We start from the raw sequence: 20,511 nt of genomic DNA, 5'->3' as shown, positions 1-20,511 counted from the left end.
GCGTTGACGACTGGGTTGCATAAGACTGCATGAGCCAAACCGGGTGTAGGCCGGCGATGTGAACCAAGCAGTCAAGGATGGTCTTGGTCAAGGATGGTCTTGGTCAAGGTGGCGTCACCGATAGCGGCGTGCCGATCTTCAATGGGAAGCTGGCTGGTGGCCATGGTCAAGCGGCTGCATTGGCGGATCGAACACTTTTAGCAGGTCGCGCCGGTGCGCGTCGTCGAGCACCACTAGTCCCCAACCATCAATCACGAGCACAGCTATTTTGACCAGTTGCCTGAGCAACTTCATGCAGGGCCCTCCGGTGCGGCCAATGGCCAGCTCGTAGAGCAAACACGGCAGATGAACGTAATACCCGCCTTTTCGGGACCCCGAGTCGATTCACCGTTACAATGAGTTCTGCGCTAAAGAATTTTCATATGGCAGTACATGCGTTAGGTAGTGTGATAAATCAAGAAATAGACCACACGGCCTAACCTTGAATTTCTTGGTCAATGCTACTCGTATAGGTGCCCGGAAAGATCAATATCATTTAATCTAGTCAAGGACATCGTATGTGGTTAGAAGAAGTCAGTCTTGAAAATATTAAATGTTTCAAGAAAACCACCCTAAATTTAAAGCAAGAGGGTGGAAGAGCTGGATGGGTAACACTGTTAAGCGAGAATGGCGGCGGTAAGACCACTTTGCTCCAATCAATGGCCTTAGCGCTCGCTGGACCTGAGGTCGCATCACAGTTGTTACCGCGCCCCACGGGCTGGCTGCGGCAAGAAGGTGTGGTTGGAAAAATTTCATGCCGTATACATCAAGAGCCTTCTGATTCAGGCACTTTTGGCGTGGATAAAATTCGTACCTCCTTCGCATATACACAGCATGTGACAGGCCATGAACGAATCATCATCCGAGGAAAGGTTCATACGCAACCGGGAGTGCATGAGTCCGCTGACCGATCATTAAGTTGGCTACGACAAAACGCTTTTTCATCAAGCAGCAAAGGTTGGTTCGCGGCTGGCTATGGCGCGTTTAGGCGGCTGACGAGAAGAAGCCAAGTTTTGGTTCCCTCAATGCAACAGCCATCTCGATTCACCAACTTCTCCACTCAGTTTGCAGAGGACGAAGGACTGGCAACTCTAGAAAACTGGTTGATGTATCTTGATTATCAAGAAGTAAAACGTTCAAAAAACACTTCGACTAGATTGAAAGAGATAAGTGTTGACGCGATAAATGGCTTGCTTCCTTCGAGTGTTCGCTTCGACTCGATAGACGATGAAGGTCGAATTTTGTTTGATGTGGATGGTGCCAAAGTTCCTACGTTCGCGCTCAGTGATGGTTATCGTAGTGTTCTCGCATTGGCTGGAGATCTGGTTTGGAGATTGATTGAAGGATTTCCAGATTTGTCGAATCCTCTCTCCGCTCACGGTGTCGTTTTAATCGATGAACTAGATATCCACCTGCATCCAGTATGGCAACGTTATATTGCGACCTGGTTGCAGGAGAAATTTCCAAATATACAGTTTATTGTTAGCACTCATAGTCCCTTTGTCGCTGCTGGAGCCGGCCGTGATGCGTTAACTCTAAAGATAATAAAAGATAATGAGTCTCCAAATAAAATTGTTCATGATGTTTTCGCTCTAGATGTTGACGATATTTTAAAAAGTGATGCTTTCGATCTTACGTCTACCTATGCGCCAGAAATACAAGATAAATTGAATCGATATGAATTTTTGATGGCAAAAAGGACTCGACTTACAACACGACAGAAGAATGAGCTGTCTAATCTTAGTGAGTTTTTTGCTATTTATAATCCCTATGGAATTGAAGAGCTTCCATCAGATTTTGAGAGGAAAATCAATAATTATATGGCAAAGCAAAATGATAAAAGTTAATCGCTCAGCCCAGCCAAAATCTTTGGTGACCAATGCTTCCAAATGGAAGAGCGAACTTCTCGCTGCGATTTCCGGTGGCGTCAAAAAAGATATAAAAAATGCTTTTTCTAAGTATGGACAGAAAGACGTTAAGGCGGCACTTGAGTTAATGTTTAATGATAAGTGCGCATATTGCGAATCTGAGATCAGTAGCGTCACGTATGGTCACATCGAACATTTCAGGCCTAAAAGTAAATATCCGTCCCGCACTTTTACTTGGAAAAATTTACTTTTGGCATGCGCGCGCTGCAACGATGCCGAACATAAAGGGCAATTGTTTCCGTTGGCGGCCCAAGGCGGACCGCTCGTTAATCCCTGCACGGAGAATCCAGACTCGTTCATAAAATTTACCTATGATGCTAAAACTCGAATGGCGCGAGCGGAAGGAAAAAATGGACGCGGTGTCAAGACTGTTGAGATATTTGGGCTTAATACTCGTAAGCATTTGGTAAGGCGACGCTCTACCATGATTAGAAATCTCGCTTTTATCCGAACAAAAGCCGCCACTGATCCGGAAGCAATGAACTTAATTATTGAGGCCAAAAAAACCACAAGTGAGTTTTCAGCTTGGGCAAAAAGCCTTTTTTAATGATGTTTTAGACGTTCTGAACACTTCATTTGAGTTGCGCGCCGAATTGTCCGCGAACACGCGGCGACCGGTGGGATTCAACAGCCGGAAGGTGTCTAGCGATCGGGTGATCGAGTGGAGCTTACGCAAGCGTGCAGCAAGAGTCCTCGCTTTGAAAAGCTCTATACCGATGGCGCCTATTGCGGAAAATGTGCTCATGCCATCGAGCTGGCACATCGTCTTTCGGTTGAAGTGGTTTGTCATCCAACCAATGGCACGACCGGAACGTTACTCGATCCCAACATCGCTCCTGAGCATGCTGCTGCTAAAGATGCCGGACTCATCGTCCTTCCCATGCGCTGGATCGTTGAAAGGACCCATGCGTGGAACGAACGCTGGCGCCGATGATTGATGTATTACGACCGCAAACTCGATGTCTCGGAAGCTTGGCATTAGACGGCACATGAGCTTGCACCACGGCACATAAGCGCCAGATAGGTTTGGACTGATCTGAAACTTGGCATCTGACGACATAGACGTCGAATTTTCTCGCGATTACTTCAAATACGGGATTGCGTGTGCGGTTAATTTGATCGATGTTCAAGTCGAAGTTGTGTTCTTCACGGTCTTCTTTCATACGCAGCGTAACTGCAATTCGGTGGCTTTGCCCACGATTTGGGACGTTCCGACACTTGCAATACATCAGCGATATACGAACGATACTCGCGATAACGTAAAAACGGCTGTGCCTAAGGCTCTAAGCGATAGTGCATTTAGAGTTCTGGTCCATCAACATAAACTGGATGAAGGCGTTGATATCCCCGCGGCCAAGCTCATGGTATTAACGTGTCCTTTAGGTAGTGCCCGAGAGCTTGTTCAAACTGTTGGACGTGTGGTGCGTACTTTTGACGGCCTTCATCCAGTCGTACTCGAATTCGACCATCCAACCAATTTCGCGATGTGGTCTAGTTACCGTGACTTTGACAGCTCGCTTCAATCTGTTAACGGCGTTAGCAAGTTTTTGGCTTCTCTTAACACGGGAAGACTATTTGAATTATACTTGGATGCATTTCCTGAATTCAGTTACCGATGAAAATCGGTTCGTAGGAAAATTTGATATTAATTCTTTTGATCCTGATACGGCATTAAGTATTCCAACCGCTTCGATCTGTTTTCTACACTCGCAGGTCGGGTTTGCGCTGCCGCAAGCTGCTGACACGCTTTATTGGCGTGCGACGAATCAAGGGAAGTTGTGTAAAGTATTTAAATCAAATTCAACGGAAATAATTGTTGTTCTGTCTGTCGTATTTAATAAATCTCGGTTTCTGTCCAATGAGCTTTTTTTTGAGCAAAGTCTTGAAATTGTTTTGTTGCGACAATTGGCAAACGGCATTGTTGCTGTATTCGATAGTCGTGGACGCACTTACAGTTCTGATGCTGAACTTAATTTTGGCTCCCCTCTGGAACAGAGTAAGTTGCTCAAAGTCATGACTAGAGGTGCTTCTATACGGCCCAAAGAAGCGAGCACTAGATCAATCAATCAGCTCGTAAAAGACCTGAAGCAATGGTAATTAGGGGGGAACCTGGATGATCTTGGGGGGCAGCAGCAATTTGCAGCATATCGTATGTCGACAATAAAGTGCGACACTTTAGACAATCAAGGAAATAAGTCAGGTAGCTATTATGTAGGGGGCGATGCTGGACGAATTTCGGATCATAAGGACCGTCAATTTAGTTTGGCAGATCTGGATGAATGGTTTGAAATGATTGAAAAATGTTTGGCATCTGATGTCGAAGCTTCGGGGCGAATTTTGAATTAGTTTTTAAAACAAATTATGCCCACCGATGCTTTAATGGCGGAATCAGTTGCGTTCGATTTTAGTATTTACGAAAAACCGATTGAGTTTCTTTTAAATGGAATTAAGTTTGAATTGGATAATAATTTTTTATATTATCAATATGATTCGAAATTTGTTTTAAGTAATGGAGTGAGGCGTGCAATGTAAGTGTAAATATTATTGCTGAGTATCCGTATGTTGAATTTGTTGCAGAAAATGATATTGAGATTATTAGTTTCGATGAGAGTTTTGGATTCGAAAAATTTTTAATCCGGTCATTGCATAAAATATTATTTAAAAATGGAATTACTTATACGGGAGGTCGATTTTATGAATTAAGATTGCCGACACAAGATGGTTTTGTTGTTGCTAATTCTGAATTGAGCGGTGTTCTCATCGCTATTCCCGGCCTATTGCAAGATGGATTAACTGAAAAAGGACATGTAGGCGGAATTATCCAGATCTCAGCCGATGAATTTTCCTTAAATTCAGTATTTCATATTTTTGATAAACTAAAAAATTACTCTTTACCAAATCCAACAATATCAGAATTGGGGCCGTTCTATTCACATATTGCTGCGGCAGATTTCATCTTGTGTTCCGACATGGGAACTGAGCCTGCTGATTTTGTCATTTCCTCCCCAGAAAAACTTGTGTATGTACCTGTCAAATGTGGCACGTCTGCGCAACGTCCGCAATCGTCTGCGGGCGCGCTAGCTGAGGTTGGCTCTCAAGCAACCAAAAATTTGGAAATGCTTGTTTCGGGCGACCGTAACCTGAAGGCTGCAAATTGAACAAATCTGTTGGCGGATTGGCCGGAGCCTGCCGCTCCTCAGCGCTTGGCAAATCGCATTCGTCTGTTCGAGGGGCGTAGATTTGATAGTACAGTTGATGCGCTTGAACCTGCACTTGAGCAGCTTTGGGCTGTAATAGCAGCACGCCGCAGAAGTGTCGGCGTTCGCAAGGAGGTCTGGATTATTGCGGCAAACAGCTTTTCGATTTCTGGTTTTGAGACGCAGATGAGACTAGGTGTAGGAGGACGTAGTGAGTCACTCCAAGCTTATCAATTGTTGCAAGGATGGATGAGTGCGGCATCGAACTTGGACGCCGAGGTGAAAATATTTGTGTCCCGGTAATTTGCTCAGTGCAAGCCCATCTGTGGTCCTGTGCAAACTCATGTGTCATTAGTGCAATTGTGGTTGATGGGGTCGTCAGCAACTTGCATCCGAGCTTTACACCGTATGCAGGTTTATGTGTCGTCGCGTGCAACTTTATCTGTCGCCGGTGCAAACTTATGTGTCGTCCAACGGCGCCCCGCGCTTGACCTTGGCGGTAGACAGGACTACTATTAATGACTCAAAAGTAAGTTACTTGGAAAGACACATGCAAGCCCCGATTGATACCAAGCCCCGCTGGGAGCGGCGCAAGGATGCCCGCCCGCAGGAGTTGCTCGCCGCCGCCCTCGACCTGTTTGTCGAACGGGGCTTCGCATCGACGCGCCTGGAGGATGTGGCCAAGCGGGCTGGCGTGTCGAAAGGCACTCTGTACCTGTACTTTGAGAATAAACAAGAGCTGTTCAAGGCCGTGGTGCGCGACAATATCGTGCAGTCGATCGGCGAGGCGGAAGACAGCATGGCCGCGTCGGACAGCAGCAGCGCCGAGTTGTTGCGCAGCATGATGATGCAATGGTGGGAAGAGTTCGGCGCCACCAAGCTGGCCGGTTTGACCAAGCTGATGCTGGCCGAAGCGAACAATTTCCCGGAACTGGCGCAGTTTTACAACGAAGAGGTGGTCACGCGTGGGAATGCGCTGATTGCCACCCTGGTCGAACGGGGCATGCAGCGCGGTGAATTCCGCCAGGTCGATCCCGTGCTGGTCAGCACCATCCTCAGCGCGCCCGTCACCATGCTCATGATGTGGACGCATTCCTTCCTGCCGTGCGAGGTCAAGAATATCGATCCGATCGCCTATATGGATGCGTTTATCGACATGAGCTTGCGCAGCCTGCAGGTGGAGGCGCCCGGGAAAAGCTGACGCGTCGTGTCCTCTGCTACCGTTCAGTTGCCCCTTTTCCAAGGTTCGCCCCCTCAAATCTGCAGATCGTCGCAAATTCCCTCCATTGCCCGCCTTTATGGTTAACATGTGCTTTCAGCCAGTTCAACGATAAAATGGCGGATTATTACTTCACTTACCGAGTCCAAAGATGAATATCGAACAAGCCCGCTTCAATATGATCGAACAGCAAATCCGTCCATGGGACGTACTGGATATCGACGTGCTGGAGCTGTTGAACGTGGTCAAGCGTGAAGATTTCGTGCCGGCCGCCTATAAAAACCTGGCCTTCGTCGATACCGAAATTCCACTGGGCGGCGGCGAATGCATGTTCACGCCGAAGCTGGAAGCGCGCATTTTGCAAGACGTAGCCGTCAAGAAGCATGAAAATGTCCTGGAAATCGGCACCGGCAGCGGCTACATGGCCGCCTTGCTGGCACACAAGGCGCGTCATGTGACGAGCGTGGAAATCGTTCCCCAATTGAAAACCCTGGCCGAGCAGAACCTGGCCGCCAACGGCGTGACGAACGTCACCGTGGAACTGGGCGACGGCGCCCAGGGCTGGAGCAAGGGCGCGCCGTACGACGTGATCGTCGTGTCCGGCGCCCTGTCGGTCCTGCCGGAAGCGCTGTTGCAACAAGTAAAAGTGGGCGGCCGCATCCTGGCCATCATCGGCGAAGCGCCGATCATGTCCGCGCACCTGATCACGCGCAGCTCGGACAAGGCCTACGACACGCGCAAGCTGTTTGAAACCAATGTCACGCCGCTGCAAGCTGTTGCACCGTCGCATTTCCAGTTCTGAGGCGACCGATTCGATGGAGCATTTGAGTGCACCGCAGCTGGCCGCCTGGCTGGCTGACCCTTCCCGCCCGCGTCCGTTCCTGCTGGACGTGCGGGAACAGTGGGAGTTCGACCTGTGCCACCTCGACGGTGCCACCCTGATGCAGATGAACTCGATTCCTGCCCGCATCGATGACCTCGATGAAGACGCCGAGATCGTCTGCATCTGCCATCACGGCATGCGCAGCATGCAAGTGGCGGCCTTCCTGGAGCGCAATGGTTTTGGCAAGATCAGTAATTTGACGGGCGGCGTGCATGCCTGGGCGCTGCAAGTCGACAGCGCGATGCCTAAATACTAAGTTATTTTGCAGTAGATGCACCCAGGCATGTTTTCCTGCATGCCTGCGGAGGCCTGTACCCCGCTCATCCGGCGGGCGCAAGGCAAGCGGTAGCAGATTTTTGATTCCATCAACTTTTGACGACTCCAACGGAGAAATGCAATGCGGAAACCCCTTATCGCCGTGCTGATGACCAGCGCCTTTGTCTCGATGACATGCTCGCTGCAAGCGCAGGCGGCCGATCTCATCCAGGTGTACCAGCAGGCGCTGGCCAATGACGCGCAGTATGCGAGTGCGCGCGCGGCCCTGTCGGCCGGGATGGAGCGGGTTCCGCAGGGGCTGGCTGGCTTGCTGCCGCAAGTGTCGGCGTCGGGCACGAATACACGTGGAAATCAGGAGCAGATCGCCCAGAACAATGGCGGCAACAAGATCACCTCGCCGTCCGTCAACGTGCGCACGAACAGCTACAACCTGACCCTGGCCCAACCGCTGTTCCGCTGGGACCGTTGGGAAACCTATCAGCAAAGCAAGCTGGCGCAAGCGATTGCTGAAGCGCAATTTGCGCAAGTCCAGCAAGACTTGATCACGCGCGTGGCGCAGGCGTATTTCGACGTGCTCAGCGCGCAGGACAACCTGGGCGCCACGCAGGCGCAAAAAGTGGCCACGACGGAGCAGCTGGCATCGGCCAAGCGCAATTTCGAAGTCGGCACGCAAACGATTACCGACACGCACGAAGCGCAAGCGGCGTACGATTTGGTGGTGGCGCAGGAATTTGCCGCCATCAATGACCTGGCCAACAAGCGCAGCGCCTTGCAAACGATCATCGGCGAAGCGCCAACGTCGCTGGCGCCGATGCGCACGGGCGTGGTCATCAGCGCGCCGGAACCGGCCGCCGTCGAGCCGTGGGTGAGCTCGGCGGAAGAACAGAACTACGGCGTCGTCACGGCCCAGTTCAACGTGGAATCGGCCAAGCGCGACATTGGCCGCAATCGCGCCGGCCACTACCCGACCCTGGACCTGATCGCCAATACGGGCCATAGCTACACCTCTGGTGGCGGCAACGGCAGCGGCAATAACAACAATGCCATCGGCGTGCAGTGGAGCATCCCGATCTTCAGCGGCTTTGCCGTCACCAGCAAGGTGCGCGAATCGATCGCGCTGGAAAACAAGGCCCGCAACGACCTGGAAACGGCACGCCGCACGGCATCGCAAGGCGCGCGCCAGGCTTTCCTCGGCGTCAACAGCGGTCTGGCGCAAGTCAAGGCGCTGGAAGCGGCGGAAGTGTCGAGCAAGTCGGCGCTGGAATCGAACCAGCTCGGCTATCAAGTGGGCGTGCGCATCAATATCGACGTCTTGAATGCGCAGAAACAACTGTTCTCGACGCAAAAAGACCTGTCGAAAGCCCGCTACGACACCATCATGAACGGCTTGCGCCTGAAGGCGGCGGCCGGCACCCTGAAGGAAACGGATTTGATGCCAGTGAACGCCTTGCTCGACAAATAATCTTTTTTCTGCAGATTCAGATGAAAACCAGCACCGGCGACGGCGCTGGTTTTTTTTCGTCTTGACCTGTTTTCACGCGGCACGGCTGTTGGCCACTTGCGTGAGCACGACACCGGTTACCACCAGCCCCGCACCGGCCCAGTGCAGCGGAGAAATGTGCTTGACGGCAAAGCCCAGCAAGCCGTAGCGGTCAATGGCCAGCGCGGCCAGCATTTGCCCGCCGATGACGGCCGCCATGAAGGGGCCGGAACCCATGCGCGGCGCCAGCATCAGTGCGGCCGTAATGTAAAACACGCCGGCCGCGCCGCCCAGCCAGGACCAGCCCGGTCCCCGCATGGCGAGACTGACATCGGGCGCGGGCACCCGCCAGACCAGCATCACGAGCGAGGCGAGCACGGCGCTGACGGCCAGCGAGGCGAGCGTGGCCCACAGCGGGTGGCCCAGGTTGCGGCCCAGCGCGGCATTCGCGCCCGCCTGAAACGGGACGACGGCGCCGGCCAGCATGGCCAGCGGGGCAAATACGGTAATCCATCCATGCATGTGTGACTCCATCACCTTGAGTTGATGGGATCATCGTATTATGCTGTCGTCATTAAATCCAATTCGTATTTTGTCAGCCAACTATGCACCAAATGAATAATCTGCGGGCCGTCGATTTGAACTTGCTGGTGATCCTGGAAGCGCTGCTCAGCGAGCGCCACTTGTCACGTGCGGCCGAGCGCTTGCACATGAGCCAGCCCGCCGTCAGCCATGCGCTGGCCCGCTTGCGCCATCTGCTCGGCGATCCGCTGCTGTTGCGCGGCAAAGGTGGCTTCCAGCCGACGGCGCGTGCTTTGGAGCTGGCGCGGCCGCTGGCCGAAGCCTTGCAAAGCGTGCGTTCCGTGCTCGGCGGCGCCGTCTTCGAGGCGGCCACGGCGCAGCGCGTGTTACGCCTGGCCATGTCGGATTACGGCGCGGCGCTGATCTTGCCGCGTTTGCTGCGCCGCTTGCGCGTGGATGCGCCCGGCATCGACCTGGCCATCAGCTATGCCAGCCGATCAGCTGTGATCGCTGGCGTGCAGGATGGCGAGATCGATCTGGCGCTGGGCGTGTTCCCGCAATTGCCCGAGCAGTTACGCCGTGAAACCTTGTTCGAGGAAACATTCGTGTGCGCGCTCGACCCGGCCAGCCTGGCGCCCGGTGAAATGCTGAGCCTGCAAACCTATCTGGCGCGCCCGCATGTGCTGGTGGCATCCAGCGAAGGCGGCATGGCGGCCGAAGTCGATGCGGCCCTGGCCCAGTTGGGCCAGACGCGCCGCATTGCCGTGCGTGTGCCGTACTGGACGGTCGCACCGGATGTTGTGAGGGGGACGGACTTGATCCTGACGGTGGCGCAGCGCGCCTTGCAGGGCAGTGCGGCGCAGGGGCTGGCGCTGTACGCTGCGCCATTTGCCATCGCGCCGTTTGCGTTTGAAACGATACGGCACCGCCGCACGGACGGCGATGCGGGCATCGCCTGGCTGCGCGCGGCCGTTGCACAGGCCGCCGAGCCAGGCTGATGTATTACAGGCCGCCGCCCTGGCCGTCGAACTTGCGTTCGATCAATTCGATCTTGTAGCCGTCCGGGTCGGTGATAAAGGCGATGACCGTGTTGCCGCCTTTCACGGGGCCCGGTTCACGCGTGACGTTGCCGCCATTCGCGCGTGCCGCGTCGCAGGCGGCGACGATGTCGTCGGCCGAGATGGCGATGTGGCCATACGCCGTACCCAGCTCGTAGCTGGTGGTGCCATAGTTATACGTCAGTTCCAGTTCCGCATGGTCGGGATTCGATCCATAGCCGACGAAGGCCAGGGTGTACTGGTATTCCGGATTGTCGCTGGTGCGCAGCAGCGTCATGCCCAGGACCTTGGTGTAAAAATCGATGGAGCGCTGCAGGTCGCCGACCCGTAACATGGTGTGCAAAATACGCATCGTAAATCCTTGAGGGTGTAGGGGAATGGCAGGATTTTATGCGTTTTACGGCTTTCTTGCCGAGGCCGCCCATGCCGCCCGCTGGTACCGGGGCGGCGGACGGTGGCGTGCTTACTCCAGATGGGCGTCCAAGGTGATTTCCGTGGCCAGCAATTTGGACACCGGGCAACCGAGCTTGGCGCGCAGGGCCGCGTCCTGGAACGCTTCGTCGGTGGCGCCGGGAATGGTCGCCACCAGGGTCAGGTGCACGGCCGTGATGGCATAGCTGCCATCGATTTTTTCCAGGCTGACGTCGGCCGTGGTTTTCAGGGCCGTGGCGCGCAGGCCCGCTTCGCCCAGCTGGCCGGACAGGGCCATGGTAAAGCAGGCGGCATGGGCCGCGCCGATCAGTTCTTCCGGATTGCTGCCGGGACCGTCTTCAAAGCGCGTATTGAAGCCATAGGCAACATTGTCGAGCGCGCCGCTTTGGGTGGAAATAAACCCTTTGCCATCTTTAAGGCCGCCACTCCAGACGGCTGATCCTGTTTTTTTCATGATGTACTCCTTGCGTGGTTCGAGCGCCCATCATGCGCGCGCCACCCTTGCCCTTCCGTTCGTTGCGCCACACAGGGGGCGCATGCGGGGGGCAGCATGTGCGGCGCATCGCCGTTCACGGCGCCGGCGTCACGCGCCAGATGACATTGCCCACGTCGTCCGCCACCAGCAGCGCGCCCGCCTTGTCGACGGCCACGCCGACGGGACGCCCCTGTGCCTTGCCATTGCTGTCGAGGAAGCCGCTGACGACGTCCTGCGGCGGCCCGCTGGGCACGCCGTTGGCGAAGGGCACATAAATGACTTTATAGCCGCTGAAAGGCTTGCGGTTCCACGAGCCGTGCTGGCCGATGAAGGCGCCGCCCCGGTAGCGTTCGGGCAGCAAGGTGCCGTCATAAAACGCCAGCCCCATCGAGGCCGTGTGTGCGCCCAGCGCGTAGTCGGGCGCGATGGCGGTGGCCACCAATTCGGGACGTGGCGGCTTGACCCGCGCATCGACGTGCTGGCCGAAATAACTGTAGGGCCAGCCATAGAAGGCGCCGTCCTTGACGGACGTCATGTAGTCGGGCACCAGGTCGTTGCCCAGCTCGTCGCGTTCATTGACGGCCGTCCACAGTGCCCCGCTATGCGGCTGCCAGGCCAGGCCGACGGGGTTGCGCAAACCCGTCGCATACACGCGTGCCTTGCCCGTCGCGCGCGTCACTTGCCAGATGGCGGCGCGGCCGTCTTCGGCCGACAGGCCGTTCTCGCCCACGTTGCTGTTGGACCCGACGGAAACATAAAGAAATTTGCCGTCGGCACTGGCGATGACGTTCTTGGTCCAGTGGTGATTGAGGGGCCCGCCCGGCAAATCCGCCACCTTGACGCCAGGCGCCGTGATGGCCGTCTGGCCTTCCTTGTAAGGAAAACGCATCAAGGCGTCGGCATTGGCGACATACAGCTCGTTACCGACCAGTGCCATGCCAAATGGCGAATTCAATCCTTGCAGGAACACGCTGCGCGTCTGCGCCACGCCGTTTGCATCGACGCCGCGCAGCAAGGTGATGCGGTTGGCGCTGGGCGTGGCGGCGCCCGCCTTTTTCATCTGCATCTGCATGATGGCGCCCTTGATACCTTTGTTATCCTCGGGCTTCGGCGGGGCGTTCGTTTCCGCCACCAGCACGTCGCCATTCGGCAGCACGTACAGCCAGCGCGGATGGTCGAGGTCGCGCGCATACGCATGGATGGCCAGGCCGGGCGCGACCACGGGGCGCTGTGCCGCCGTCCAGCGCCGCACGGGTGCCACGTTGACGGTGGGAATCAGCTGCTTGTCCGGCGCGGGCAGCACGGGCTGCGGGCCGAAGCCGATGGGCATGGCGGGCGCCTGGGCGTGGGCGGTAGTGACGCCGCAGGCAGCGGCCAGCAGGAATGAACAGACGTAACGGTGCATGGCGTACTCCATAACATGGGCAGTGCGAGTAGCGGTGCGTGAGGGTTGGAGTCAGCGCGCCTTCTTTGGTTCCAGTTGCGGGTCGGGACGGGCCTGTTTCGGCTCGGTGGGCTTGACCTTTTCCACGCCGGGCTGGGCGCGGCGGTCCGTGTCGACCAGGCCCTGTTCCAGGTCGCTGGCCGCCTGTTGCATGATCTTGCGCGGACGCGCGTTTTGCGCATCGGGCGACTCATCTCGCTCGTGCGGCAGACGGTCGACGCCGTCATTCTTGACCTTTTCATCGGTATTGATCTTGCGTTCACTTGGTTGGGTAAGCATATGGCCTCCTGACAGTAAAGTGAAACCAGTGTCCCGCCGCGGCAGGCCGCCTGCAAGCGGATTTGTCCATGCAGGGAGCGCTGGCGCACGCATGGACGATTCTTTTTCTGCGCTACACTGCGTGCAACACCAAGAACGCCCCTTGCGGGCACACGGCAGCCGCACTATACTGTGGATATATACAGTAATCATGCGATGCCGGCGTGCGACGCGACAGCCTGGGGCGGCTTGCCACCGAATTCACTACCGAGACTCTTATGCCCGTCGATACACACGCCGAACAGCGCGCCGAACAGCCAGCCGCGACCTTGCCAGCCCCGGGCGAACGCTTCAACCTGGGCGCCAAGACCATCGCCCTGGTCGTGCGCCAGAATACGGATGGCATTGCCGAACCCGTAAAAAGCATCGTCGATTTCCTGCAAGTGCTGGGCCATACGGTGGTCTTCGAGGCGGAGACGGCCGCGCATCTGAACCTGGCGTTTCCCGGCGTGCACGCCATGTCGCCGGCCGAGATCGGCGCCGCCGCCGATTGCGCCATCGTCATGGGCGGCGACGGCACCATGCTGGGCATTGCGCGACAGCTGGCGCCATTTGACGTACCGTTGATCGGCATCAATCAAGGACGATTGGGTTTCATGACCGACATCCCGCTCGAGCGCATGCTGCCCGTGCTGGCGCAAATTCTTGGCGGCCGCTTCAAGGCCGAGCGCCGCACCTTGCTTGAAGGCAGCGTGCTGCGCGACGGCGAGTCGATCCACGTGGGCATGGCCGTCAACGATGTCGTCGTCTCGCGCGGCGCCGGCGCCGGCATGGCCGAATTGCGCGTCGAGGTCGATGGCCACTTCATGTACAACCAGCGTTCCGATGGCTTGATCATTTCCACGCCCACGGGCTCTACCGCGTACTCGCTGTCGGCCGGCGGCCCGCTGCTGCACCCGACCCTGGGCGGCATCGTGCTCGTGCCGATCGCCCCGCATGCGCTGTCGAACCGCCCCATCGTCTTGCCCGACTCGAGCCAGATCGTCGTGGAAATCGTGCGCGGGCGCGATATCAGCGTCAATTTCGACATGCAGACCGTTGCCAGCCTGGTGCAGCAAGACCGCATCCTCATCCGCCGTTCGCCGCACACGATTACCTTCCTGCATCCGGAAGGGTGGAGCTACTACAACACCCTGCGTGAAAAATTGCACTGGAATGAGTATCCGTCGGGCGAGGGCAAGCTCAGCTAACTTTTTCTCCACCTCAACCCGCGGTGCGCCGCTCAACCACAGAAGCCATGCTCCATACACTGTCCATTCGCGATTTTGTCATTGTCGATACCATTGAACTGGAATTTTCCGCCGGCTTCAGCGTGCTGACGGGCGAGACGGGCGCCGGCAAGTCCATCCTCATCGATGCGCTGACCCTGGCGCTGGGCGGGCGAGGCGACGCCAGCGTGGTGCGCGAAGGCGCGGCCAAGGCCGACATCTCGGCCGATTTCTCCGTCAGCGACGTGGCGCAAGCCTGGCTGGTGGCGCATGAATTCGCCAACGACGATGGCGGCGCCCTGCTGCGCCGCGTGATCGACAATGTGGGCCGCTCGAAAGCGTACATCAACGGCATTCCCGCCACGGCCGCGCAGTTGCGCGAGCTCGGTGACATGCTGGTCGACATCCACGGCCAGCACGCGCATCAGTCCTTGCTGAAAAGCGAAGCGCAGCGCGCCTTGCTCGACGGCCAGGCGACGGCGCGCGAAGCGGGCGCGGAACAGGATGCGCGGCAAGTGGCCGCCCTGCACAAGCGCTGGCGCGCCCTCGTGCGCCAGCGCGAGGAATTCGAAACGAATGCGGCCAACGTGCTGTACGAGCGTGAACGCCTGGAATGGCAAGTGGGAGAGCTGGAAAAACTGGCCGCCAAGCCCGGCGAGTGGACGGAGATCACGAACGAGCACAGCCGTCTGTCGCACGCGGCCAGCCTGCTGGAAGGGGCCCAGGAAGCCTTGTCCCTCATTTCCGAGTCGGAAGACCACCCGATCGTGTCGCAACTGTCGGCCCTGAACCAGAAGCTGGGCAAGCTCGTGTCCGTCGATGCGGAATTGCAACCGATTGTCGACCTGATCGAATCGTCGCGCATCCAGTTGCAGGAATCCGTGTACGCGCTGAACAATTACCTGGACCGGGTGGAACTGGACCCGGAGCGCCTGCACCAGCTCGACGCGCGCATGGAAGCCATGCACAGCACGGCGCGCAAATTCCGCGTCACGCCCGAAGAGTTACCAGAGGAACACGCGAAGCTGTCGGAAAAGCTGCAGCACCTGGCCGACGCTTCCGATATCGAAGGCTTGCTGCGCCAGGAAGCGAAGATCGAGGCCGAGTACCGCGCCGTCGCCGAGCGCCTGTCCGCCACGCGCCGTGCGGCCGCCCTGGAACTGGGGCAAGCCGTCACGCGCGCCATGCAGGAACTGAGCATGACGGGCGGCAGCTTTGAAATCGCCCTGCACCCGTGCGTACCGGCCGCGCATGGTCTCGAGCAAGTCGAGTTCCTCGTCGCCGGCCACGCGGGCACGGCGCCCCGTTCGCTGGCGAAAGTGGCGTCCGGCGGTGAACTGGCGCGCATCGCGCTGGCCATTTCCGTCATCACCTCGCACGCCACCACCACGCCCACCCTGATCTTCGATGAGGTCGACAGCGGCATCGGCGGCGCCGTCGCCGAAGTCGTCGGGCGTCTATTGAAACGCCTGGGGCAGGGACGGCAAGTGCTGTGCGTGACCCATTTGCCGCAGGTGGCCAGCCAGGCGAATCAGCATTTCCAGGTGGCGAAAAGCACCCTGGACAATGGCAAGACGGCCTCGCGCATCGACATGCTCGACGCCAAGGCCAGGGTGGAAGAAGTGGCGCGCATGCTGGGCGGCCTGGAAATCACGGCCACCACGCGCAAGCATGCGCGTGAATTGCTCGCGATTTGATTCATGGCTGGGGGCAGACCGGGGTCAGACCCGTCGGGTCTGACCCCAGCTTTTGCTATGGGTGAATTGCATCGACATCCATCTTTCCCGATGTTGACGCAATGTAACTATAATGGTCGACTAATCCATCCAACGCCTTCGAAGAGCCTTCATGTCATTTCAAACAGAACCGCCGTACACGCATGGCAGCATCGACCGCAGCGCCGTGGTGCTGGTCAACCTGGGCACGCCCGATGCGCCGACCTCGTCGGCCGTGCGGCGTTACCTGAAGCAATTTTTGTCGGACCCGCGCGTGGTGGAGATTCCCCGCATCGTCTGGTGGTTCATCCTGAACCTGATCATCTTGCCATTCCGCTCCGGCCAGTCGGCGAAGAAATACGCGTCGATCTGGACGCGTGAAGGTTCGCCTTTGAAAGTGCATACGCAAAAGCAAGCCAAGTTGCTGGCCGGCGCCCTGGCCGAGCGCGGTCATGACGGCGTGACGGTGGCCATGGCCATGCGCTACGGTTCGCCTTCCTTGCCGGAAGTGCTGGCCAAGCTGAAAAGCGAAGGCTGCGAGCGCATCGCCATCCTGCCGGCCTATCCCCAATACTCGGGCACGACGACGGGATCCATCTACGACGCCGTGTTTGCCCATTACGCCAGCGTGCGCAATGTGCCGGAATTGCGTTTTATCAAGCAATATCACGAGCACGACACGTATATCGACGCCTTGCGCGATTCGGTGCTGAATCATTGGGAAGCGCATGGCCGTCCGGAAAAACTGGTGATGAGTTTTCATGGCGTGCCCAAGCGCACCTTGCTGCTGGGCGACCCCTACCACTGCCAATGCCTGAAAACGGCGCGCCTGCTGGCGGAAAAGTTGAAATTAACTAAAGAGCAATATGTGGTGACCTTCCAGTCGCGCTTCGGCAAGGCCGAATGGCTGCAGCCGTACACGGCGCCCACCCTGGTGGCGCTGGCGCAGCAGGGCGTCAAGCGCGTCGACTTGCTGTGCCCGGGTTTTACCAGCGATTGCCTGGAAACCCTGGAAGAGATCGCCATGGAAGCGAAGCATGATTTCGAGACGGCCGGCGGCCAGCAGTTTCATTACATCGCTTGCCTGAACGAAACGCCGGCCTGGATCGCGGGCATGGCGGAAATTGCGGAACAGCACATGATTGGCTGGCCGACGATGAAGACGGCGGCGCAGCGCGAGGCGGACAAGAAAGCGGGCGAGCAGGCACGCACGGCGGCGCTGGCCTTGGGCGCGGCGAACTGACATTGCCGAGTTTTTGCCATCTTGAAGCCGCGCTTGCGCGGCTTTGTCATGTCTGGCGCGGCCAAGCGGCTTTCCAAATAGCAACACCGCCAGTGGCGATGGTCGTGGCGGGGCTGGTAGAATGCCCGCTTTGCCGTGGGAAGCCTGGAAAATCAAGGGATGCGCGCACGGATGGATGCCCGGAATGGGGAGCGTATTTGTAATACGCTGTAACATGGACCGATGTAATTCTGGTTTTGCCACGCATACCCCTTGAAACAATAGGATATAGCCCCATCTGCCCGTTAGTGTTGTAAAGATAGTTAGACTAACTCATTTAAGTCATTGATTGTAGGAGCTTTTCAGATGCAAGATCAGGAAAACCAAGCTGTACCTAATCCGCAAGCGGACGCCGCGGCGACTGCCCCATCGACTCCCGCAGAGCCTACTTTGGAAGAGCAGCTGGCGAGTACCGAAGCGCGTCTTGCAGAGATGCACGATGCCTTCATGCGCGCCAAGGCCGATGGCGAAAATATCCGTCGCCGCGCGCAGGAAGATGTTGCAAAAGCGCATAAATTCGCAGTCGAGAGCTTTGCCGAAGCCATGGTGCCGGTGAAAGACAGTCTGGAAACGGCGCTGACGGTGGAAGCACCGACCATCGAATCGCTGAAAGAAGGCGTCGAGATGACCTTGAAGCAATTGAACGCCGCGTTCGAGCGCAACCGCCTGGTGGAAGTATTGCCAGTGCAGGGCGAGAAGCTCGATCCGATGAAACACCAGGCTGTTGCCGTGGTGCCGGCGGACCAGGAAGCCAATACCATCGTGTCAGTCCTGCAAAAGGGCTATATGATTGCGGACCGCCTGCTGCGTCCAGCCATTGTAACGACCGCGCAAGCAAAATAATCAGAGGGCGGCATCAAGCAAGCCTTGAAACCATGCCGCTTTGCCACATATAAGAACCATCTGAAATCTAGCAAATAAAAGGAAATAAATCATGGGTAGAATTATCGGTATCGATCTGGGAACCACGAATTCCTGCGTTTCCATCATGGAAAACGGTCAACCAAAGGTAATCGAAAACGCTGAAGGCGCACGCACGACGCCGTCGATTATTGCTTACCAAGAAGATGGCGAAATTCTCGTCGGCGCGCCAGCGAAACGCCAGGCCGTGACCAATCCGAAAAACACGCTGTACGCAGTCAAGCGTCTGATCGGTCGCAAGTTCGACGAAAAAGAAGTCCAAAAAGACATCGCGCTGATGCCATACCAGATCATGAAAGCCGACAACGGCGATGCATGGATCGGCGTGCGCGACAAAAAACTGGCTCCGCCGCAAATTTCGGCTGAAGTCCTGCGCAAGATGAAAAAAACGGCAGAAGACTACCTCGGTGAAGAAGTCACCGAAGCCGTCATCACCGTGCCTGCGTACTTCAACGACTCGCAGCGTCAAGCCACCAAGGATGCCGGCCGTATCGCTGGCCTGGACGTCAAGCGCATCATCAACGAGCCAACCGCGGCAGCGCTGGCGTTCGGCCTGGACAAGACCGAAAAAGGCGACCGTAAAATCGCCGTGTACGACTTGGGTGGCGGTACGTTCGACGTGTCGATCATCGAAATCGCGGATGTTGATGGCGAGAAACAATTTGAAGTGCTGTCGACCAACGGCGACACCTTCCTGGGCGGCGAAGACTTCGATCAGCGCGTCATCGATTACATCATCGACGAGTTCAAGAAGATCAACGGCATCGACCTGAAAAAAGATCCGATCGCCCTGCAGCGCATCAAGGCTTCGGCCGAGCGCGCGAAGATCGAATTGTCGTCGTCGCAGCAAACCGAAATCAACGAGCCGTACATCGCCATGGCGAACGGCGCGCCGGTCCACTTGAACCTGAAGATGACCCGCGCCAAGCTGGAATCGCTGGTGGAAGAACTGATCACGGCCACGATGGAACCATGCCGCATCGCTATCAAAGATGCAGGCGTGAAAGTGTCGGACATCGATGACATCATCCTGGTCGGCGGTATGACCCGTATGCCGAAGGTGCAGGAAAAAGTGAAGGAATTCTTCGGCAAGGATCCACGCAAGGACGTGAACCCGGACGAAGCCGTCGCCGTGGGCGCAGCGATTCAAGGTTCGGTCCTGTCGGGCGAACGCAAGGACTTGCTGTTGCTGGACGTTACTCCTCTGTCCCTGGGTATCGAAACCTTGGGCGGCGTGATGACCAAGATGATCCACAAAAACACGACGATTCCGACCAAGTTCAGCCAAGTGTTCTCGACGGCCGACGACAACCAGCCTGCGGTGACCATCAAGGTCTTCCAGGGTGAGCGCGAAATCGCCGCCGGCAACAAGGGCCTGGGCGAATTCAATCTGGAAGGCATCCCGCCAGCATCGCGCGGCACGCCACAGATCGAAGTGACCTTCGACATCGACGCCAACGGCATCTTGCATGTCGGCGCGAAAGACAAGGCCACCGGCAAGGAAAACAAGATCACGATCAAGGCCAATTCCGGCTTGACCGAGGCTGAAATCCAGAAGATGGTCAAGGATGCCGAGCTGAACGCGGAAGAAGACAAAAAGGTCAAAGAATTGGCCGAGTCGCGCAATCAGGCCGATGCTCTGGTACACTCGACCCGGAAATCCTTGACCGAATACGGCGACAAGCTCGATGCGGGCGAGAAAGAGAAGATCGAAGCGGCGATCACCGACCTGGAAGCAAGCATCAAGGCGGGCGACAAGGCTGAGATCGACGCCAAGGTGGAAGCACTGTCGAGCGCATCGCAGAAACTGGGCGAAAAAATGTATGCCGACATGCAAGCGCAGCAAGCTGCCGGCGGCGCGGAAGGTGCACAGCAAGCTGCTGGCGCATCGGACGCAGGCGCCAAGCAGGACGACGTTGTCGACGCTGACTTCAAAGAAGTCAAAGACAGCAAGTAATTGTCTTGCGCTCCCATGAACTGGGGGCAGCCGGGCTGAACGCTACATCGCGGGATTAGCCGCGAAGACCGGCCGAGCCGAGTCGCTGCCCAGTGCAGCACTCGACTCGGCTTTTTCGTGTAATTTTTACATCAGTAGATAGACTGCAAGGTGCCGA

At 56.8% G+C, this 20,511-nt stretch carries 22 protein-coding genes; 16 read left to right on the top strand and 6 right to left on the bottom strand.

The window, feature by feature from the left end; translation table 11 throughout:
- Nucleotides 1-138: 138 nt before the first annotated feature.
- Nucleotides 139-345: an ATP-binding protein gene (locus IGS55_RS21945; protein WP_268991912.1), complete on the bottom strand. Its 207-nt coding sequence runs from the start codon at nt 343-345 to the stop codon at nt 139-141.
- 212 nt (nt 346-557) lie between these two features.
- On the opposite strand from IGS55_RS21945, the gene IGS55_RS21940 reads away from it, so the two are divergent.
- The 10 genes from IGS55_RS21940 to IGS55_RS21895 all read left to right on the top strand — a co-directional run bounded on the left by IGS55_RS21940 (nt 558) and on the right by IGS55_RS21895 (nt 9,004).
- On the top strand, nt 558-1,886 hold the full coding sequence (locus tag IGS55_RS21940) for an AAA family ATPase (protein ID WP_230516980.1): 1,329 nt from the start codon (nt 558-560) through the stop codon (nt 1,884-1,886).
- A complete protein-coding gene (locus IGS55_RS21935) occupies nt 1,873-2,514 on the top strand; it encodes a retron system putative HNH endonuclease (RefSeq protein WP_230516981.1) in 642 nt (213 codons plus the stop codon). Before IGS55_RS21940 ends, IGS55_RS21935 begins: the two co-directional genes overlap by 14 nt.
- A gap of 114 nt (nt 2,515-2,628) precedes the next feature.
- Nucleotides 2,629-2,901, top strand: a complete 273-nt coding sequence (locus IGS55_RS21930; RefSeq protein WP_230537280.1) for a hypothetical protein — start codon at nt 2,629-2,631, stop codon at nt 2,899-2,901.
- A 109-nt stretch (nt 2,902-3,010) separates the two neighbouring features.
- A complete protein-coding gene (locus tag IGS55_RS21925; protein ID WP_230516982.1) occupies nt 3,011-3,586 on the top strand; it encodes a helicase-related protein in 576 nt (191 codons plus the stop codon).
- Nucleotides 3,558-4,064, top strand: coding sequence for a hypothetical protein (locus IGS55_RS21920; protein ID WP_230516983.1), 507 nt, complete (start codon nt 3,558-3,560; stop codon nt 4,062-4,064). The genes IGS55_RS21925 and IGS55_RS21920 overlap by 29 nt, the downstream gene beginning before the upstream one ends.
- A 608-nt stretch (nt 4,065-4,672) precedes the next feature.
- Nucleotides 4,673-5,125 carry a hypothetical protein gene (locus IGS55_RS21915; RefSeq protein WP_230516984.1) on the top strand — a complete coding sequence of 151 codons (453 nt, stop codon included), beginning with the start codon at nt 4,673-4,675 and terminating at the stop codon, nt 5,123-5,125.
- A 589-nt stretch (nt 5,126-5,714) separates the two neighbouring features.
- Nucleotides 5,715-6,365 (top strand): TetR/AcrR family transcriptional regulator, encoded by a 651-nt coding sequence (locus IGS55_RS21910; RefSeq protein WP_034745948.1) that lies wholly within the window; start codon nt 5,715-5,717, stop codon nt 6,363-6,365.
- A gap of 169 nt (nt 6,366-6,534) precedes the next feature.
- Nucleotides 6,535-7,185 carry a protein-L-isoaspartate O-methyltransferase family protein gene (locus tag IGS55_RS21905; protein WP_139090593.1) on the top strand — a complete coding sequence of 217 codons (651 nt, stop codon included), beginning with the start codon at nt 6,535-6,537 and terminating at the stop codon, nt 7,183-7,185.
- A gap of 13 nt (nt 7,186-7,198) precedes the next feature.
- The gene (locus IGS55_RS21900) at nt 7,199-7,522 is read left to right on the top strand and encodes a rhodanese-like domain-containing protein (protein WP_034788759.1); all 324 of its coding nucleotides are present in this window, start codon (nt 7,199-7,201) and stop codon (nt 7,520-7,522) included.
- Nucleotides 7,523-7,663: 141 nt separating this feature from the next.
- Entirely contained in the window at nt 7,664-9,004 is a 1,341-nt protein-coding gene (locus IGS55_RS21895) for a TolC family outer membrane protein (RefSeq protein ID WP_230516985.1), read from the top strand.
- A gap of 72 nt (nt 9,005-9,076) precedes the next feature.
- On the opposite strand, the gene IGS55_RS21890 is transcribed toward IGS55_RS21895, so the two are convergent.
- Nucleotides 9,077-9,544 carry a DMT family transporter gene (locus tag IGS55_RS21890; protein ID WP_230516986.1) on the bottom strand — a complete coding sequence of 156 codons (468 nt, stop codon included), beginning with the start codon at nt 9,542-9,544 and terminating at the stop codon, nt 9,077-9,079.
- A gap of 92 nt (nt 9,545-9,636) precedes the next feature.
- Between IGS55_RS21890 and IGS55_RS21885 the strand changes: the two genes are divergently transcribed.
- The gene (locus IGS55_RS21885; protein ID WP_230516987.1) at nt 9,637-10,542 is read left to right on the top strand and encodes a LysR substrate-binding domain-containing protein; all 906 of its coding nucleotides are present in this window, start codon (nt 9,637-9,639) and stop codon (nt 10,540-10,542) included.
- A gap of 4 nt (nt 10,543-10,546) precedes the next feature.
- Here the strand turns inward: IGS55_RS21885 and gloA are convergent, their stop codons facing one another.
- The 4 genes from gloA to IGS55_RS21865 form a co-directional block, all read right to left on the bottom strand.
- Nucleotides 10,547-10,954: a lactoylglutathione lyase gene (gene gloA, locus IGS55_RS21880; protein WP_071653386.1), complete on the bottom strand. Its 408-nt coding sequence runs from the start codon at nt 10,952-10,954 to the stop codon at nt 10,547-10,549.
- A 111-nt stretch (nt 10,955-11,065) separates the two neighbouring features.
- Nucleotides 11,066-11,488, bottom strand: coding sequence for an OsmC family protein (locus IGS55_RS21875; RefSeq protein ID WP_035828320.1), 423 nt, complete (start codon nt 11,486-11,488; stop codon nt 11,066-11,068).
- Between the two features lie 115 nt (nt 11,489-11,603).
- Nucleotides 11,604-12,914 carry a PQQ-dependent sugar dehydrogenase gene (locus tag IGS55_RS21870; RefSeq protein ID WP_230516988.1) on the bottom strand — a complete coding sequence of 437 codons (1,311 nt, stop codon included), beginning with the start codon at nt 12,912-12,914 and terminating at the stop codon, nt 11,604-11,606.
- Nucleotides 12,915-12,965: 51 nt separating this feature from the next.
- A complete protein-coding gene (locus tag IGS55_RS21865; RefSeq protein ID WP_230516989.1) occupies nt 12,966-13,232 on the bottom strand; it encodes a hypothetical protein in 267 nt (88 codons plus the stop codon).
- 257 nt (nt 13,233-13,489) lie between these two features.
- Between IGS55_RS21865 and IGS55_RS21860 the strand changes: the two genes are divergently transcribed.
- From IGS55_RS21860 to dnaK, 5 genes are all read left to right on the top strand, one after another.
- Nucleotides 13,490-14,461, top strand: coding sequence for an NAD kinase (locus IGS55_RS21860; protein WP_230516990.1), 972 nt, complete (start codon nt 13,490-13,492; stop codon nt 14,459-14,461).
- Between the two features lie 47 nt (nt 14,462-14,508).
- Nucleotides 14,509-16,176 carry a DNA repair protein RecN gene (recN, locus tag IGS55_RS21855; RefSeq protein ID WP_230516991.1) on the top strand — a complete coding sequence of 556 codons (1,668 nt, stop codon included), beginning with the start codon at nt 14,509-14,511 and terminating at the stop codon, nt 16,174-16,176.
- A gap of 151 nt (nt 16,177-16,327) precedes the next feature.
- A complete protein-coding gene (hemH, locus tag IGS55_RS21850) occupies nt 16,328-17,437 on the top strand; it encodes a ferrochelatase (protein ID WP_230516992.1) in 1,110 nt (369 codons plus the stop codon).
- A 345-nt stretch (nt 17,438-17,782) separates the two neighbouring features.
- Nucleotides 17,783-18,319: a nucleotide exchange factor GrpE gene (gene grpE / locus IGS55_RS21845; RefSeq protein WP_034745977.1), complete on the top strand. Its 537-nt coding sequence runs from the start codon at nt 17,783-17,785 to the stop codon at nt 18,317-18,319.
- A 91-nt stretch (nt 18,320-18,410) separates the two neighbouring features.
- Entirely contained in the window at nt 18,411-20,354 is a 1,944-nt protein-coding gene (gene dnaK / locus IGS55_RS21840; RefSeq protein ID WP_034745982.1) for a molecular chaperone DnaK, read from the top strand.
- Nucleotides 20,355-20,511: the final 157 nt, after the last annotated feature.

Source organism: Janthinobacterium sp. EB271-G4-3-2 (assembly GCF_020858035.1).
Lineage (GTDB): Bacteria > Pseudomonadota > Gammaproteobacteria > Burkholderiales > Burkholderiaceae_D > Janthinobacterium > Janthinobacterium aestuarii.
Note: the sequence above shows the minus strand (reverse complement) of the source record. Positions and strands in the feature narration are given on the sequence as shown.

Coding starts and splice junctions, on each gene's coding strand:
- IGS55_RS21940 (WP_230516980.1), top strand. CDS start 558: ATGTGGTTAGAAGAAGTCAGTCTTGAAAATATTAAATGTTTCAAGAAA.
- IGS55_RS21935 (WP_230516981.1), top strand. CDS start 1,873: ATGATAAAAGTTAATCGCTCAGCCCAGCCAAAATCTTTGGTGACCAAT.
- IGS55_RS21920 (WP_230516983.1), top strand. CDS start 3,558: ATGCATTTCCTGAATTCAGTTACCGATGAAAATCGGTTCGTAGGAAAA.
- IGS55_RS21910 (WP_034745948.1), top strand. CDS start 5,715: ATGCAAGCCCCGATTGATACCAAGCCCCGCTGGGAGCGGCGCAAGGAT.
- IGS55_RS21905 (WP_139090593.1), top strand. CDS start 6,535: ATGAATATCGAACAAGCCCGCTTCAATATGATCGAACAGCAAATCCGT.
- IGS55_RS21900 (WP_034788759.1), top strand. CDS start 7,199: ATGGAGCATTTGAGTGCACCGCAGCTGGCCGCCTGGCTGGCTGACCCT.
- IGS55_RS21895 (WP_230516985.1), top strand. CDS start 7,664: ATGCGGAAACCCCTTATCGCCGTGCTGATGACCAGCGCCTTTGTCTCG.
- IGS55_RS21890 (WP_230516986.1), bottom strand. CDS start 9,544: ATGCATGGATGGATTACCGTATTTGCCCCGCTGGCCATGCTGGCCGGC.
- IGS55_RS21885 (WP_230516987.1), top strand. CDS start 9,637: ATGAATAATCTGCGGGCCGTCGATTTGAACTTGCTGGTGATCCTGGAA.
- gloA (WP_071653386.1), bottom strand. CDS start 10,954: ATGCGTATTTTGCACACCATGTTACGGGTCGGCGACCTGCAGCGCTCC.
- IGS55_RS21875 (WP_035828320.1), bottom strand. CDS start 11,488: ATGAAAAAAACAGGATCAGCCGTCTGGAGTGGCGGCCTTAAAGATGGC.
- IGS55_RS21870 (WP_230516988.1), bottom strand. CDS start 12,914: ATGCACCGTTACGTCTGTTCATTCCTGCTGGCCGCTGCCTGCGGCGTC.
- IGS55_RS21865 (WP_230516989.1), bottom strand. CDS start 13,232: ATGCTTACCCAACCAAGTGAACGCAAGATCAATACCGATGAAAAGGTC.
- IGS55_RS21860 (WP_230516990.1), top strand. CDS start 13,490: ATGCCCGTCGATACACACGCCGAACAGCGCGCCGAACAGCCAGCCGCG.
- recN (WP_230516991.1), top strand. CDS start 14,509: ATGCTCCATACACTGTCCATTCGCGATTTTGTCATTGTCGATACCATT.
- hemH (WP_230516992.1), top strand. CDS start 16,328: ATGTCATTTCAAACAGAACCGCCGTACACGCATGGCAGCATCGACCGC.
- grpE (WP_034745977.1), top strand. CDS start 17,783: ATGCAAGATCAGGAAAACCAAGCTGTACCTAATCCGCAAGCGGACGCC.
- dnaK (WP_034745982.1), top strand. CDS start 18,411: ATGGGTAGAATTATCGGTATCGATCTGGGAACCACGAATTCCTGCGTT.